Here is a 16,392-nt window from a genome sequence, read left to right on the forward strand (position 1 = left end):
AGGAAAATCAGGGAAAGAGCAGGTCTGCGCGGGAATGAGAAAGCTGTTGCAACTGGCTTATGGCGTAGTGAAATCGGGTCGCATATTCGACGCTGAGATACCGCTTGCGGCCTGAACCGCAAGACGGTATCTCTCCCCAAAGGGGCGAGAGGACCGATCGTGCCCGCATTTTTTTCTGGGAATTTCTCAGCCTCTGGGAGAGAGGCGGGGTAAGGGAAAGGGTCCGGCTGAAAGTTGGTGAGCGTTGACGGCTGACCGGTCCGCCCGCCTGAATGGGACACCCCACCACATCACCTGCATTAACCCAGAAATTATACAACTTATATATTATTGATTATAAATAATAAATAAAAAATTATTCATAAAAACTTGGACAGATATTTTATTTTGTGTAAGTTCTAAGTAACCATATAGATCCGGATCTTTTTGCGCACGGGTGAAGGCCATGACCACAATCGGTTCCACCACTGACCACTATTTTGATTTCTATACCGCGCTGAACAGCCAGCCCCTGGCGGCCCCCCCTCAGCTCGGTCATGCCGGGGCCATCTTCATCGATCCTGTCGGTGAACATCGTGGTCTGCGTGCATCTCAACGCTATTGCTCTCTCCTGCCGGTAAACCTGGATCGCTGTCGGTTCGTTATCGATTCGCCGCTTCGCAATGCCGCTCGTTTCCTGGTGAGCTGGACGATGCACTGGTCCCACCCCCGCACGCAATATCCTGAACTGCGTGTACAGTTGATCAGAGAGACAACATGAAACGACTGTTGGCCCCCGGCTGGCACATTCGCCCCACCGCCAGCGATCGGTATAAAGGCACGGCGAGCGACATGGAAGGTGTGGCTCAGGGCCAGTCTGCAGGCAATACTTTCCACTGGCGCTACAGTATGAATGTGAAAAACGGGGGCAACACCAGGCAGCTCCATTTCGGCGACGGGATGTATCTGCGGGACGGCAGCCATCTGTTTACCAGAACGGCGATGAAGAAACCGGGCATTATCGTGGCAACGGTCGCCCTCTTCTTCACCAAAAAAGGGTATTTCGCAGGAGAAGAACAATGACAACGCAACCTGTACTCGGTATCAGCGCATGCCTGACGGGCTCAACGGTACGTTTTGACGGCGGGCATAAGCGCATGGATTTTGTCATGACTGCCCTGGCCCAGTGGGTCACCTTTAAACCTGTCTGCCCGGAGATGGCGATTGGCCTGCCGGTTCCCCGCCCTGCACTGCGGCTTATCAGGACCAAAGACGAGAGCATACAGATGCGTTTCACCCATGCGCCGTATGAGGATGTGACCGCCAGAATGACCGACTTCGCGGAAAGTTACCTGCCCGGCGTTGCGGAACTCGACGGTTTTATCGTCTGTGCAAAATCCCCCAGCTGTGGCATGGAGCGGGTGCGTCTGTACGATGAGAAGGGTAACCGGGGCCGCAAAGAGGGTCAGGGATTGTTCACCGCCGCCATGCAGGAAAAATATCCCTGGCTGCCGGTAGAAGAAGATGGACGGTTGCATGATCCGGTGCTTCGCGAGAATTTTGTTGAGCGGGTGTTTGCTCTGCATGAACTCAATACCCTTCGGGCGAAGGGCCTGACTCGCCACGCCCTGCTGGCATTTCATAGCCGCTATAAGTTACAACTGCTCGCGCACCATCAGGCAGGTTATCGCGAAATTGGCCCCTTCATTGCTCATCTGCATGAATGGGACGATCTGGAGGCGTTTTTCGTGGCCTACCGGGAGAAGCTGATGACGATTCTGAAGCACCCCGCCTCGCGTAAAAATCACACCAACGTGCTGATGCATATTCAGGGTTATTTCAATAAGAAACTCAATAGTCGCCAGCGGGCAGAGCTGCGCAAGGTGATTATCGATTATCGCGCTGGCCTTTTGCCTATTCTCGCCCCGCTCACCTTACTGAAACATTATCTGGCGGAACATCCGGATGACTATTTGCTGACCCAAAACTACTTTTCACCCTATCCGGAAAATCTGGGGCTGCGCCTGGCCGTGAGTTAATTTATTCCTCTATTCCTCTCCTGGTCAGGCCCGATTTTTATAAGGGCGACTATTCTCATCATAGACGGCAAAATTTGCCGTCTTTTTTTTCGTTATTCATGACGGCGAATTTCGGGTCTGGCAGAAGGCCTCCCGATAAATGTTATTGATACTTAAATAGAAAACAGAAGACAACGTCGGTTGCGACAGCGCATTATCGTGTAAACCTGCAATTTGCATTTAACCGGCTGACATAATGAAAAAACGCTGCGTTTTATCGCCCGGATGATGAAACGCACTATAGCCAGGGACGATAACTTCATTTTCATGACTATGCACAGACAACCCGGCGCGATAACGCGTGGCTTATGCTTACTTTTTTTTAGCGCGACCGTTTTTTTCAGCGGCCTGCTTCAGGCGCAGGAACCCCCGGTCGCCCTGAGCGAATATTTCGTTGAATCCTGGTCGACAAAAGAGGGCCTTCCGCATAACAGTATCAATGCCATAGCGCAGACCCGAGAAGGTTACCTGTGGTTTGGGACCTGGGAAGGCTTTGCCCGTTATAACGGTAAAAGCTTCCAGCTGTTTGAGCGTGGCGGAGAGGCGGGACTGCCCGATTCGGGTATTCTGGCTCTGCTTGCCGAGGAGGATGGCAGCCTGCTGGTTGCCGGTGCGCGTGGTGGTATCTCCTCCTGGAACAAGGGTCAATGGCATAACTCTGCACCCGCGCCAACCATGATCGCTTCCGTCACCCGGGACAGCAAAGGTAACCACTGGTTTGGTATGCCCGGTATGGGGCTTGTGTTTCGCCCGGCAAACGAGACCAGCGCACTGCATGATGAGCGGGTCATTGACAATGTCACGGTAAATAAAAGTGTGGAAGATGCGAGCGGAACGATATGGGCGGCCACCGACCAGGGCCTGTATCAGATTCGCCATCGCCAGGCGACACGGGTTTCCCCCGCTACCGGATTGCCGCCGGTACGCGTATTTAGTCTGCTGGTCACGGCTGACAATACCCTGCTGGTCGGCACGGAAAAAGGGGTCTGGAAACGTACAGGTGACGCCTTTGTTCCGTTGCACCCGCAACTCACCGGTGAAGTGGTCGCCACGCTGATGCAGGACAACCGCCAGGATATCTGGCTTGGTACCATCAACCACGGTATTTTCCGTCTAAGCCCCCTGGGGCTTGAGCACCTCAACATTGATAACGGTATTGTGCACAACCGGGTGCAAGCCATCCTGCAGGACAGAGAGCACAACATCTGGATTGGCACTAACTCTGGCTTACTGCGCCTGCGCCGTGCCCCTTTTATTACGGTCAGTCGCCGTCAGGGACTGAACGGAGACTATATTCGCACGGTGATGACCCATTCTGATGGCAGCATCTGGGTCGGCAGCAGTACCGGTCTGAACCGCATCCGGGGCGGTAAGGTCGAGCAAATCAACGACGGCCAGAGCATGCCCCCCTCGGTACTCAGCCTGAGTGAAGCGGCAGACGGCAGCGTATGGGTAGGCACTTACACCGATGGCCTTATGCACTGGAAAGACGGAAAGTTATCGGTGGTCCTGCAGCAAAAGGACGGGCTGCTTAGTAATGAGATCCGCGCCATTCTTCCCGACAGCCAGCAAAATCTCTGGATTGGCACCGCGTCCGGTCTGAGCGTGCTGCGTGCGGATGGCACGCTCCAGAGCTATGCCTCCGCCGACGGACTTCCCGCCGGTTTTATTATGGCCCTGCAGGAAGATGAAGCCCATCGTATCTGGGTAGGCACCGGGCTGGGAGCATCCTTTTTCGACGGTAAGACATTCACACCGGTTCCCCTTACCAATATGGAACATGCTGAGTATGTCTTCGGCTTTTATAACGAACCTGACGATATGTGGATGACGTCGGACCGGGGCCTCATTCGCTACCGTAAGCGTGACGGCGCTCTGGGTATGGTCGGGCGTAAAAACGGGCTTCCCATCGACAAGCTCTTTCAGGTCATACCGGACAAGGCGGGTTATCTCTGGCTCACCTCGAACCGGGGAGTGATTCGCATCAGCAAAGCTGACGCCATTGCGGTCGTTGAAGGACGTAAAAAACAGCTTACCGTGACCCACTTTGGCGAGAGCGATGGCATGATAAGCGCCCAGGCGAACGGGGGATCTATGCCTGCCGCCACGGTCGATAAGCAAGGCGGTATCTGGGTGGCGACGGCACGGGGCGCAGTAAGGGTTCTCCCGCAGCGTTTAAGTGAGTTTACTAAAACCCGTTTAAGGCCGATTGTGGAGTCGGTCAGCAGCAATAGTCCCTCTCCAGGCAATAATTACACCTGGCCTGCCGGAACGACCCGTATCCGTATTGACTATTCCGGGCTGGGATATGTTCTGCCGGAGCGTATTCTGTACCGCACGAAACTTGAGGGGTTTGATCCCCAGTGGGTCGATCGCGGCAATGCTACCTCAGCGGAATATACCAACCTGGCGCCGGGCACCTATCGGTTTAATGTCTCTGCGAGCTATCCGAACAGCGACTGGAATGGCGACACCACGTCCATTACCCTGACCATCAAACCCTTTATCTGGCAGCGTCCCCTTTTTCAGGCGCTGTTAGTGCTGCTCATTGGTCTGTCTGTCTTCCTGCTGTTCCGCTGGCGACTGAACCAGGCGCACCGTAATGAAGAGCGCCTGCGTAAGCTGGTGGCGGCTAAAACGCTGGCCTTGCAGGAACAGGCAGAGATTTTTGAGCGACAGGCCAGGGAAGATCAGTTGACCGGGCTTAATAACCGACGCGTGTTTGATGAACAGCTCACCCTCTGTTTTGACGATGCCCGTGATAATCACTACCCGCTGACGCTGGCGATCTTCGATATCGATAACTTTAAGCACATCAACGATCGCTGGTCGCACGTGGTGGGCGATCAGGTTCTGCAATGCGTTGCCAATATCCTGCGCGATACCCAGCAGTCATCCATGTTAAGCGCCCGCTGGGGCGGCGAAGAGTTTACCCTGCTCTTTCCCCGCATGGCCATCGCAGAGGCGGCCCGCATTTGTGAATCTCTGAGAGTACGCTTGTCACAAAGCGACAATCGGCATATTGCCGAAGGGTTGCAGGTCACGGCAAGCTTCGGACTTGCCGAGTCTTCTGCCGCAAGCGACAGCAACGCGCTCATCAAACATGCGGACCAGGCGCTCTACATCGCCAAGCAAACCGGCAGAAATAAAGTGATATGTTGGGCGGCTGAGAAAAATGGCGTCCCTGAAGAGGCCAGCGTCTAGTGTGGGAAACGCTATCGCCACCATGTTATCTTTTCAATCAGTGCAAAAGGAGGAGTAAAGGGTGACCGGAAAAGTTGACTACCATATTGAAAAATATCTCTTTTCGGAAGCCGGTGAGACGCCACGTATTACCGGTCAGTGGCGTGAAGTATTGGACGAATGCCGCCAGCGTAAAGCGGGTGCTGAGGAGCGTATGCGGCTCGCTTTACTGAATGTCGATTACGTTACCAGCTTCGAGCTCCCCTTCCGCTTGCTGCTTACGCGTGCGCCGCAGCTTATTGCCGGGTTGCGTGAAGCGCTCCAGTTGGCTCAGAAAAATGTCATCTTTAACGGAAAACGCTTTGGCTGCGTTTACAGTTTAAAAACTGACATGAGCCAGATCCCGGATGCATTCCAGTATCGGCTGGTAACGCGTATTCGTCGCGAAGATCCTACGGGCGTCACCGCCGCGCCGTTTCAGCAAATCGCCAGAGAGGTGAAGGCGCCGCGCGAGCGTTTAAAGCAGGCCCTTGACGCAGGACTTCAGGTGACAGCTCTGGACGGGCTATTCTGGTTCGGAATTCAGCGCATGGCTGCCGATATTCAGCGGCTTCGTAAATCAGGTATGAAGATTGCCACGGCGGAGGTAGAAATTTTCGACACTCTCACCGCCAGCACTCGTCGTGTGCCTGTTTATCAGCGCCCGCCGGCGTAACCAGGATTACCCATCACCAACAGAACAGGGAGGTAAGATGAATACCCACAGCGCGCTCCATACCCTATGCGTTCACGGCTATGGAGAACATGTCCAGACCGGGCGACTGACGCTGCGCCCCGTCGCCCCCGCTGACCTCGAAGACTTATTCAGAATTTATGGCGATCCGGCGACAAACATGTTTAATCCCGCCGGGCCTTACCCCGATATCGCTCATGCAAGAGCCGTCCTGACACGCTGGCTGCATCACTGGAATAAATACGCGTTTGGCCAGTGGGCAATAGCCCGCATTGATGCGCCAGAGAACGTGATAGGCTTTGGCGGGCTCAGCATTAGCACCTATGCCGACATCACCATCAACAATCTGGGTTATCGCTTTGCCACCGAGGCATGGGGTAATGGGCTGGCAACTGAATTTTCTCACGCTGCCGTGCGCTATGGTTTTGAAGTACTTAACCTGAATGCCATTTCGGGTGTGGTCAGGCCGGACCATCTGGCGTCGCAAAAGGTACTGACCAAAGCGGGATTCCATCACGCCGGAGAAGTGGATGATGTCGCGGATGAAGAACCCAGCCTGCTGTATACGATAAAGGCGCACGAGTGGCGTGCCAGCAGGTGAGGCTTTCAGGGCGGCGAGCGTAGCGCCAGAATAACGATACGCCACCGCCACCGCGTTCCTCCCTGGGTTGAGGCTTCGCAACAGGCACAACAGCAATTCTTGATGCCCCGATGCAGAGCACCAGAGAACGTATTCTCCTGGGTATATGACCAACGCCCATCGCTGGCAGACAGGATAATTATTTACAGCGGCAGCGTTTTGCATTCACGGTTATGCCACTCTCTTTTATGCCGGGAGTGCAGCCGGAAAAGAGCCGATAAAAATAATCTGCATTACCCTGTTCTATTTCCTGCCACCTGCACAGTTCAATTAACCTCTCTTGCGGATTTTCTCATATGAAATTGAAACGCGCTTTACACCACTGCTTTTTCTGAGCAACAGATAAATGTGAACTACTTCGCAAAAATAAGCCTCTAATTAATGCATTACAAGGTATTCGGCGAACTCTTTTTCGGTGCGCAGATGGCTGGTAATTAAACACAACGCCGTTTAAATGGAAAAACACCTGCCACGGCTACGGCTATTGCGCTACTCACCAAAAGCTGGACAGGAGGGCTATTTAAGCACACTGCTTCAAGGATCACAGGAGTAAAAAAACATAATTAATTAATATAAAAACGTAATAGATTCACACGATAAACTATGTCAGAAAGTACTCCACATTGACAAAACAGGCCGGAGATGTGATTAAATGAGTACAGAAATAATTCAAAATCGACATGATGAATATCATATATTATCTCGTGGTGAGCGTATTGGTTATGGCATGGGCGATTTCGCTCAAAACCTTGTTTTTGGTACGGTAGGTGGGTTTCTTGCTCTGCATATGCTCACGGTAAATACCATCAGCACTGCAACCGCTGGGTTTATTTTTCTGTTTGTCCGCATCATTAATGTTGTCTGGGATCCGATGGTAGGAACCTACGTTGATAAAAGAACCTCCAGCGCTGGAAAATATCGCCCCTGGCTTTTAAGGGCCGGTATTCCCCTCGTTATTCTTTCCGCTTTACTATTTGCCCCCATTCCCGGCGTCAGAGGCTCGGTTCCTTATGCTTTTATTATTTATCTGGCGCTGGATTTAGTGTACTCCGTGGTGAATATTCCATATGGCTCTCTTAATGCTTCCCTGACAAGGGACCCTGCATCTATTGATAAACTTACCAGTACCAGAATGATGCTGGCCAACAGTGCCAATCTTCTCGTCTACACGTTATTCCCCATGTTTGTGCAGATGGCCTCTCCTAAAGATCGCAGCCTCAAGGATACCGGATTTTTTGGGCTTGAGCTCAATATGGGGAACTATACTGACCCGTCTGCAAACCATGCCTGGTTTGGTGTGTACTCGATTTATATGGTTATTGGCGCTGTTGCACTTTTTCTCTGTTATAAATTAACAAAAGAACGCGTTGTGGCTACAGCAGAACAAACGGCCAACGTAAAAACTCTGGATCTTTTTCTTGAACTCAAAAACAATAAACCCCTTGTGATTTTGGGATTTTTCTTCATGCTGGCCTTTACATTCATGTTTGTCATGAACACGGCGAACGGCTTTTTCAACCAGTTTGTTGTCGGTCATTCAGAGTGGATGGGGGCAGTAGGACTTGTTGCCTCAGTTCCGGGTATTTTATTTCCCGTTTTCTGGCCAAAACTGAAAAAGTTTTTTGGTAAAAAGGGCTTCTTCCACCTTTTTTTAGGCATGTTTATCGTTGGTGAATTGTTGACTTATGTCTGGTCTCTTGACGGTATGCATGATGCACTCTGGCTGGCTTATATCGCAACCTTCATTAAACAGTGGGGTTTAACCTCAGCAACCGGATTTATGTGGGCTCTGGTTCCTGAAGTGATTGCTTATGGTGAATTAAAATCAGGCAAGCGAAATGCCGCAATTATTAACGCTATTATGGGTATTTTCTTCAAGATTGGGTTTACCCTTGGTGGGGCGCTTCCGCTTTGGTTGTTGGCCGGATATGGTTTTAACGAAACAAGCGTCTATCAACATGCAAATGCTATTGCGGGTATAAATATGACTGCAATTTGGATTCCCATTTTCTTAGCCGTTGTCTCAATGTTCGCTATTCATTTTTATCCCATCTCCGACAAAAACGTGGAAGATATTAACCGGCAACTCGATGAGATCCGCGTATAGTAAAAACACATTAACCACAACCCATTAAAAATCAAAATTAAAAAAGGATTGATGACATGTCATTTATTCAAAACCCTGTACTACCTGGATTTAACGCCGACCCCAGTATTATCCGTGTAAAAGATACTTACTACATCGCAAACTCGACATTTGAGTGGTTTCCTGGCGTTCGATTACATGAATCAAAAGATCTTGCGCACTGGAATCTTCTGCCTGCCCCGCTGTCAACCACAGCCCTTTTGGATATGAAAGGAAATCCTTCATCAGGCGAGATTTGGGCTCCCGACCTCTCTTATGCCGACGGAAAATTCTGGTTAGTTTATACCGATGTGAAAATCACTGAAGGCGCTTTTAAAGACATGACAAACTACCTGACCACCGCAACAGACATACGCGGCCCCTGGTCAGATCCCATCAAACTTAATGGCGTTGGTTTCGATGCCTCTCTTTTTCATGACGATGATGGCCGTAAATATTTAGTCCAGCAGACATGGGACCATCGAGAATACCATCACCCTTTTGACGGCATTACATTGACTGAATTTGATGTAAACACCCTGAAATTAAAACCAGAAACCGCGCGAACCATTTATCGAGGGACTGCCGTTGCGCTTGTTGAAGGGCCGCATCTCTACAAACTGAACGGATATTATTACCTTTTTGCCGCGCAGGGCGGAACCGTATTTACTCACCAGGAGGTTGTTGCGCGTTCAAAAACGTTAGACGCGCACAGTTTTGAAACCCAGCCAGGGGAAGTGTTCTTAACGAATGTTGATACGCCTGACAGTTACCTGCAAAAACAAGGACATGGCTCTTTGGTTTCTACGCCAAAAGGAGAATGGTACTACGCCTCGCTGTGCGCTCGTCCGTGGAATCATGCAGGTGAATCGGTTTATGACCCGCGCGGTTGGTCAACGCTGGGTAGAGAAACATCCATTCAGAAAGTGGTTTGGGATGAAGATGGCTGGCCCCGTATCGCAGGCGGTCACGGCGGAAAAACCTTTGTCGAAGGGCCAGAGGATGCCATCTTCACTGAAAGCCCCAACGATCATAGCCAGTACGATAAATTTACGACCCCAGTCCTTGATATTAACTGGAATACCCTTCGGGTTCCGTTTACAGAAAAAATGGGCGCTACCGGCGACGGAAAGTTGACGCTAATTGGTCAGGGCTCTTTGGCAAATACGCATGATCTGTCACTTATTGCTCGCCGTTGGCAGGCTTTTTATTTTGATGCGCAGGTTAAAGTTGAATTTAATCCATTCTCCTATCAACAAATGGCGGGACTGACGAATTACTATAATGACCGTCACTGGAGTTTTATTTTCATCACCTGGAATGAAATTAATGGCCCTGTTATTGAAATAGGTGAAAATAACCGTGGAAAATATACCTCGTATCTGAAAGATAAGGCAATCAAGATCCCGGAAGGTATGGAGTATGTTTGGTTCCGCACGAAGGTTCGTAAGGAAAGTTATACTTATGAATACAGCTTCGACGGAAGCAACTTTACTGAAATCCCGGTCAAATTAGATGCCGCCGTTTTATCGGATGATTATGTACTACAAAGTTACGGCGGGTTCTTTACCGGCGCGTTCGTAGGGCTTGCAGCCGTAGATTACGCTGGATACGGTACTGGGGCTGATTTTTATGACTTCAGCTATCATGAGCTTGGCGATTGGCTAGCGGCCAAGGACACCTATAGCTGGGATGCAAGTGAAACGCGCCAGCTCTGACATACATTATGACATGCGGGTAACTATACCCTCATTACATTAATGGAAGCCACACTCAGGGATGATTAAGAAGAACGGGTGTCTGAAACAATGAAGCGGGTGAAGGGAGATCACCCGACTTCAAATATAGCGTAATCCAATGGGTTTATTAACAAAAACTTGATGCACTGTAGGACGATTTAATAGGAGGAACTACAACGTTTTACAAATCGCTTCACTCCAGAAAGCTGATAAGTTTTCGCGCGTCATTTCTGACAGAATCTTGTATTCGCCCAGAGCCAGCGATCAATGTCAAAGCTTCAATAGTTAAACCATCCCTGATCACCTTTCGCGCTTTACTGAGACGACTCAGGCAACTTTTTTCTGTATACCCCTCACGTGAGTGCATTTGTTCTATGATGTCAGCGCTTGATAAATTTGGATCGGCAAAATGATGGAAGTATTTTACAAAACATTCCATCCCGATAGCCTTAAGGAGTCCGGCCAGCGTAACACTGCTCGTTATCTTCTCCGGTTGATTCAACACCTCTTCCATTGATTCGGGTGCAGGTATTTGCATTGACACTTTATTGGCCGAAGCTGAACTCCTGACAACCAACTCTTCTTTGATGGAACTAACACGAGGATCAGTAAGAATTGCGCCCTTGAGGTTAATGATATGTGCGTTAACGTGGACGCTATGCCGAGCGTAATCTCGTATTACTTCATGTGGGATTTTGTAGGCTTCAAAGATGTTGTAAGTTTCATCGAAAATAACGGCTATCAAATAATCAAAATCGGCTGCCTCATAGTTACGCAATGCGCTTAATAGCCGGGAAGTATTATCTGGCGTGACTCTTCTTGCTTTGATCTGCACTCTCTTACCATCAGTGTCGATGGCATCAGCACCAGCAGATGAATTGCTAAGAAGAGTCATACCGAATGCCTTAGAAACCAGCCATTCAGCATAGTCACCTACAGGATTGTTCTTGGTGCGAATGACGCCTCTAAAACGCAACTGGGTTAAAATTTCGGAATGAAGCGACAGTAATTCGAGATCACTCAGCGATGTCAGAAAACCATATGATATTAAATGATTATTTTTCAAAAGCACTCTCTACTACTGAAATGAAACGCTACCGTAACGACATCGTAAAGCACCCGCATTTTGATGTTTCAATGACGTTTATAGAAGAGTAATACTGACTCAATGGAAATTCTCATTCTACCGAAGAATACTCATTGATACAGCTGCCGGAATGTATGCGCTAACGTCTCTTTCCCGGTTTGTCCCATCGCACTGCCGGAACAATGCCCCGGTTACTGTCAATATGGGGCTTTGGCCAAATGGGCCATCGGCTGCGCCACTACGCTGTAGGGAGACCCTGAGTGCCGGAACAAAGAAATGAGAAAAATATCGAGGAATGAACAGGTCAGGGAAAAGCTGGAGCGGGTGAAGGGAATCGAACCCTCGTATAGAGCTTGGGAAGCTCTCGTTCTACCATTGAACTACACCCGCTTCGGTGTGTGACAGGCATTATAGACCTAACTCGCTGCCTGGCAAGACATTAAGCGACTAACTGACTATTAATTAGTCGCTTAACGTCAGGCGTTAGCATTTTGGCGGACTTCCCTGCGGCGGCAGATAACGCAGTGGGTCGATAGCCGTGGCCTTGTAGCGCAACTGGAAGTGCAGCCGGACTGAATCGCTATCGGTACTGCCCATCGTGGCAATTTTCTGACCAATCTTCACGCTTTCGCCATTATTTACCAGGATAGTGTCATTGTGTGCATAGGCCGTGATGTACTCTTCGCTATGCTTGATCATGATGAGATTTCCGTAACCACGGAGCTGATTGCCGGCGTAGACCACTTTTCCGGCCCCGGCAGCGTAGATGGCCTGCCCGCGTGGCCCTGCAATATCAATGCCTTTATTGCCCCCCTCCGAGGTGGTGTAGCCCATGACCACCTTACCCGCAGCTGGCCAGCGCCAGCAGCGTTGACCTACCGGAGGCCATGAGGATTGCGGCACCGCAGAGGACGGCACGACTTTGGCGGTTCGGGTCGAACCTTTCCCGGAGGACGATTTTGACGCCCCGTTGTATTTCAGCCGCTGCCCCACTTCGATGGTATAAGGCGGAGAGATGCCGTTCAGCCTCGCCAGCTCGCTGACGCTGGTACCGGTCTGTCGGGAAATTTTATACAGCGTGTCCCCACGTTTTACCGTATACACATCGCCGGACGATTTGCTACCGGAACACCCCGCAAGCAGCAGGGCAATAACCAGACAGCTGGCAATGTGAAAAGGGCTTCTCATCAGGCTTCCTGCACGCACAACCGATCCTCAGTGAAAATAAATGGCGTCTTAGTTTAGCAGCCCGCGACGGGATGCCAACCTTTCCGTGCTATTCAGCGCAAAGGAATAGCCCCGGTCGGTGATGCTCATTATTTCCCGCAGCCGGTCCCAGCAGCCACTGTTACCCTTGCCAGATGAAAACCGGCAGGCTGAAAACGAATGGTGGCTGGCGCTGCGGTTTCGGCCCTGTACGCCACACGCTTTACCCGGGAGTGGGATATAATGTTTTTGCCCGGTGGCGCTGGATTACCGGGCGTAGAGTTATTCAGGCACGTAGGCTGGCAACGCTCAGCGCCATTCGGTTTTTGGTACTGGAGCCATGATGAGCATTCAAGAACACGTTATTTTACTGAACGAGCAGGGACAGGAAATCGGCATACTGGAGAAGTACGCCGCCCACACCTCAGAGACGCCACTGCACTTCGCCTTCTCCTCATGGCTGTTCAACGCCAGGGGCGAGTGTCTGGTGACGCGGCGTGCAATGAGTAAAAAAGCCTGGCCTGGCGTCTGGACCAATTCCGTGTGCGGTCATCCCCAGCGTGGTGAAACCGTCGAGCAGGCGATGGTGCGCCGCTGCCGTTTCGAAGCCGGGGTGGAGATTGCGGGCATTACCCCTATCGCGCCGGGCTTTCGTTATCGCGAGACTGACCCCTCCGGCGTCATGGAAAATGAAATCTGCCCGGTCTTTGCCGCCCAGGTCATGACTCCTGTTGCGATAAACGCTGACGAGATCATGGAATACCAGTGGGTGGCCCTGGACGCTCTACTGACAGCGCTCGACAACACTCCCTGGGCCTTCAGCCCGTGGATGGCCCAGGAAGCGGCCAGTGCCGGAGAGGCGCTTCGCCAGTTCTCTTTACGCATCAGGCAATAAAAAAGCCCCGCGTTTTCACGCCGGGGCTTGTTCACATCAGAAGACTTATTTTACCGGGCGCATCGCCGGGAAGAGGATCACGTCACGGATGGTGTGGCTGTTGGTGAACAGCATAACCATACGGTCGATACCGATACCCAGACCGGCGGTCGGCGGCAGACCATGTTCCAGTGCGGTTACATAATCTTCGTCGTAGAACATTGCTTCGTCATCGCCCGCATCTTTCGCGTTAACCTGATCCTGGAAGCGCTGTGCCTGATCTTCTGCATCATTCAACTCGCTAAAGCCGTTACCGATTTCACGGCCACCGATGAAGAATTCGAAGCGGTCAGTGATTTCCGGATTGACGTCGTTACGGCGCGCCAGCGGAGAAACTTCTGCCGGATATTCGGTGATGAAGGTTGGCTGGATCAGATGCGCTTCAGCCACTTCTTCGAAGATCTCGGTCACGATACGGCCCAGACCCCAGCTCTTCTCAACCTTGATACCAATACTTTCAGCAATGGCTTTCGCTGAGTCGAAGTTATCCAGATCGGCCATGTTAGTTTCCGGGCGGTATTTCTGAATAGCTTCACGCATGGTCAGTTTTTCGAACGGCTTGCCGAAATCGAACACTTCATCACCATACGGAACTTCGGTTTTGCCCAGAATGTCCTGCGCCAGGGTGCGGAACAGAGATTCGGTCAGCTCGATCAGATCTTTGTAATCCGCATACGCCATATAGAGTTCCATCATGGTGAACTCAGGGTTGTGGCGCACAGAGATGCCTTCGTTACGGAAGTTACGGTTGATTTCGAACACACGATCGAACCCGCCGACCACCAGACGCTTGAGGTACAGTTCCGGCGCGATACGCAGGTACATGTCCAGATCCAGAGCGTTGTGATGGGTGATGAACGGACGCGCAGAGGCGCCGCCCGGGATCACCTGCATCATCGGCGTTTCCACTTCCATAAAGTCACGGTTCACCATGAACTGGCGGATGCCGGCCATGATTTTAGAGCGCACTTTAAAGGTATTGCGGGATTCATCGTTGGAGATGAGGTCAAGGTAGCGCTGACGGTAACGCGCTTCCTGATCCTGCAGGCCGTGGAATTTGTCCGGCAGCGGGCGCAGGGCTTTGGTCAGCAGGCGCAGCTCGGTGCAGTGAATGGAGAGTTCGCCGGTTTTCGTCTTGAACAGCTTACCTTTCGCGCCGAGGATATCGCCAAGATCCCACTTCTTGAACTGCTCGTTATAGATGCCTTCCGGCAGATCGTCACGCGCAACGTACAACTGAATACGGCCGCCGACATCCTGCAAGGTTACGAAAGAGGCTTTACCCATAATGCGGCGGGTCATCATGCGGCCCGCAACGGCCACTTCGATGTTCAGCGCTTCCAGCTCTTCGTTTTCTTTGGCGTCGAAGTCAGCGTGCAGTTGGTCAGAAGTGTGGTCACGACGAAAATCGTTCGGGAACGGCAGGCCCTGCTCACGCAGGTGTGCCAGCTTCTCGCGGCGGGTTTTCAGTTCATTATTGAGATCGACTGCCGCGTCGGCGCCCGGTGCGTGTTGTTCAGACATGTTGGTTCCTCATAACCCTGCTTTCAAACTTGCTTCGATAAATTGATCCAGGCTACCGTCCAGCACCGCCTGCGTATTACGGGTTTCAACACCGGTACGCAGATCTTTGATACGGGAGTCGTCCAGGACATACGAACGAATCTGGCTGCCCCAGCCGATGTCGGATTTGTTATCTTCCATCGCCTGCTTCTCGGCATTTTTCTTCTGCATTTCCAGCTCATAAAGCTTCGCTTTCATCTGCTTCATGGCCTGGTCTTTGTTTTTGTGCTGAGAACGGTCGTTCTGGCACTGCGTTACCGTGTTGGTCGGGATGTGCGTAATACGCACCGCCGACTCGGTACGGTTAACGTGCTGACCGCCCGCACCGGATGCGCGGTAGACGTCAATGCGCAGGTCCGCCGGGTTGATATCGATATCAATATCGTCATCCACTTCCGGGTAAACAAACGCGGAGCTGAATGAAGTATGACGACGACCACCTGAGTCAAACGGACTCTTACGTACCAGGCGATGAACGCCGGTTTCGGTACGCAGCCAGCCGTAGGCGTAATCGCCAATGATCTTAATGGTCACGGATTTAAGGCCCGCGACCTCACCTTCTGATTCTTCGATGATTTCGGTTTTGAAACCGCGGGCTTCGGCCCAGCGCAGATACATGCGGGTGAGCATACTCGCCCAGTCCTGCGCTTCGGTGCCGCCAGAACCGGCCTGAATATCCAGGTAGCAGTCGGCGTTATCGTACTGACCAGAGAACATACGACGAAACTCAAGCTGCGCCAGCTTCTCTTCCAGCACGTCGAGTTCGGCAACGGCTTCGTTGAAGGTCTCTTCATCTTCCGCTTCAACCGCGAGATCCAGCAGACCGGAAACATCTTCCAGCCCCTGACTCATCTGATCGAGGGTGTCTACAATAGCTTCGAGGGAGGAACGCTCTTTACCCAGCGCCTGTGCGCGTTCAGGTTCGTTCCAGACGTCCGGCTGCTCCAGCTCGGCGTTTACTTCTTCAAGACGCTCTTTCTTGGCATCGTAGTCAAAGATACCCCCTAAGAACGTCGGAGCGCTCTGTGAGGTCTTGAATGCGGTTTTTTACCGGATTGATTTCAAACATGGTCTGTTTTCTTTTAATGGACTTGTCAAAATGCGGTCATAAGGGCGGAATTGTAG

The 16,392-nt window shown here is 51.4% G+C and carries 12 protein-coding genes, 1 tRNA gene and 1 pseudogene; 9 read left to right on the forward strand and 5 right to left on the reverse strand.

The window, feature by feature from the left end; translation table 11 throughout:
• Nucleotides 1–445: 445 nt before the first annotated feature.
• The 8 genes and pseudogenes from KXR87_RS19810 to KXR87_RS19845 all read left to right on the forward strand — a co-directional run bounded on the left by KXR87_RS19810 (nt 446) and on the right by KXR87_RS19845 (nt 10,456).
• The gene (locus KXR87_RS19810) at nt 446–760 is read left to right on the forward strand and encodes a nuclear transport factor 2 family protein (RefSeq protein ID WP_437433931.1); all 315 of its coding nucleotides are present in this window, start codon (nt 446–448) and stop codon (nt 758–760) included.
• Between the two features lie 20 nt (nt 761–780).
• A pseudogene (locus KXR87_RS19815) lies at nt 781–1,062 on the forward strand (DUF3833 family protein); the annotation flags it as partial.
• Entirely contained in the window at nt 1,059–2,018 is a 960-nt protein-coding gene (locus KXR87_RS19820; protein WP_437433932.1) for a YbgA family protein, read from the forward strand. The pseudogene KXR87_RS19815 and the gene KXR87_RS19820, both read left to right, overlap by 4 nt.
• A gap of 306 nt (nt 2,019–2,324) precedes the next feature.
• Nucleotides 2,325–5,261 carry a ligand-binding sensor domain-containing diguanylate cyclase gene (locus KXR87_RS19825; RefSeq protein ID WP_437433933.1) on the forward strand — a complete coding sequence of 979 codons (2,937 nt, stop codon included), beginning with the start codon at nt 2,325–2,327 and terminating at the stop codon, nt 5,259–5,261.
• 61 nt (nt 5,262–5,322) lie between these two features.
• Nucleotides 5,323–5,955, forward strand: a complete 633-nt coding sequence (locus KXR87_RS19830; protein ID WP_437433934.1) for a DNA-binding protein — start codon at nt 5,323–5,325, stop codon at nt 5,953–5,955.
• A gap of 37 nt (nt 5,956–5,992) precedes the next feature.
• Nucleotides 5,993–6,574: a GNAT family N-acetyltransferase gene (locus tag KXR87_RS19835; RefSeq protein ID WP_437433935.1), complete on the forward strand. Its 582-nt coding sequence runs from the start codon at nt 5,993–5,995 to the stop codon at nt 6,572–6,574.
• Nucleotides 6,575–7,280: 706 nt separating this feature from the next.
• Nucleotides 7,281–8,720, forward strand: a complete 1,440-nt coding sequence (locus tag KXR87_RS19840; RefSeq protein ID WP_437433979.1) for an MFS transporter — start codon at nt 7,281–7,283, stop codon at nt 8,718–8,720.
• A gap of 56 nt (nt 8,721–8,776) precedes the next feature.
• On the forward strand, nt 8,777–10,456 hold the full coding sequence (locus tag KXR87_RS19845) for a glycoside hydrolase family 43 protein (RefSeq protein WP_437433936.1): 1,680 nt from the start codon (nt 8,777–8,779) through the stop codon (nt 10,454–10,456).
• Nucleotides 10,457–10,670: 214 nt separating this feature from the next.
• Here the strand turns inward: KXR87_RS19845 and KXR87_RS19850 are convergent, their stop codons facing one another.
• The 3 genes from KXR87_RS19850 to actS form a co-directional block, all read right to left on the reverse strand.
• Entirely contained in the window at nt 10,671–11,543 is an 873-nt protein-coding gene (locus KXR87_RS19850) for a DUF6998 domain-containing protein (RefSeq protein ID WP_437433937.1), read from the reverse strand.
• Nucleotides 11,544–11,880: 337 nt separating this feature from the next.
• Nucleotides 11,881–11,954: transfer RNA gene (locus KXR87_RS19855), tRNA-Gly, on the reverse strand.
• Nucleotides 11,955–12,047: 93 nt separating this feature from the next.
• Nucleotides 12,048–12,752: an amidase activator ActS gene (gene actS, locus KXR87_RS19860; protein ID WP_437433938.1), complete on the reverse strand. Its 705-nt coding sequence runs from the start codon at nt 12,750–12,752 to the stop codon at nt 12,048–12,050.
• 361 nt (nt 12,753–13,113) lie between these two features.
• Here actS and idi point away from each other — a divergent pair, with 361 nt between their 5' ends.
• Nucleotides 13,114–13,665 carry an isopentenyl-diphosphate Delta-isomerase gene (idi, locus tag KXR87_RS19865; protein ID WP_437433980.1) on the forward strand — a complete coding sequence of 184 codons (552 nt, stop codon included), beginning with the start codon at nt 13,114–13,116 and terminating at the stop codon, nt 13,663–13,665.
• A gap of 45 nt (nt 13,666–13,710) precedes the next feature.
• On the opposite strand, the gene lysS is transcribed toward idi, so the two are convergent.
• Both lysS and prfB read right to left on the reverse strand, forming a co-directional pair.
• A complete protein-coding gene (lysS, locus tag KXR87_RS19870; RefSeq protein WP_437433939.1) occupies nt 13,711–15,228 on the reverse strand; it encodes a lysine--tRNA ligase in 1,518 nt (505 codons plus the stop codon).
• A 9-nt stretch (nt 15,229–15,237) separates the two neighbouring features.
• Nucleotides 15,238–16,336, reverse strand: a protein-coding gene (prfB, locus tag KXR87_RS19875) for a peptide chain release factor 2 (RefSeq protein ID WP_437433940.1) whose coding sequence is annotated in 2 segments (ribosomal slippage) — nt 15,238–16,260 and nt 16,262–16,336 — 1,098 coding nt in all. Because the reading frame shifts where the segments join, the coding sequence is not laid out codon by codon here.
• Between the last annotated feature and the right edge of the window lie 56 nt (nt 16,337–16,392).

This window comes from Yokenella regensburgei (assembly GCF_051486985.1).
Lineage (GTDB): Bacteria > Pseudomonadota > Gammaproteobacteria > Enterobacterales > Enterobacteriaceae > CBFFRJ01.

Coding starts and splice junctions, on each gene's coding strand:
- KXR87_RS19810 (WP_437433931.1), top strand. CDS start 446: ATGACCACAATCGGTTCCACCACTGACCACTATTTTGATTTCTATACC.
- KXR87_RS19820 (WP_437433932.1), top strand. CDS start 1,059: ATGACAACGCAACCTGTACTCGGTATCAGCGCATGCCTGACGGGCTCA.
- KXR87_RS19825 (WP_437433933.1), top strand. CDS start 2,325: ATGACTATGCACAGACAACCCGGCGCGATAACGCGTGGCTTATGCTTA.
- KXR87_RS19835 (WP_437433935.1), top strand. CDS start 5,993: ATGAATACCCACAGCGCGCTCCATACCCTATGCGTTCACGGCTATGGA.
- KXR87_RS19845 (WP_437433936.1), top strand. CDS start 8,777: ATGTCATTTATTCAAAACCCTGTACTACCTGGATTTAACGCCGACCCC.
- actS (WP_437433938.1), bottom strand. CDS start 12,752: ATGAGAAGCCCTTTTCACATTGCCAGCTGTCTGGTTATTGCCCTGCTG.
- idi (WP_437433980.1), top strand. CDS start 13,114: ATGAGCATTCAAGAACACGTTATTTTACTGAACGAGCAGGGACAGGAA.
- lysS (WP_437433939.1), bottom strand. CDS start 15,228: ATGTCTGAACAACACGCACCGGGCGCCGACGCGGCAGTCGATCTCAAT.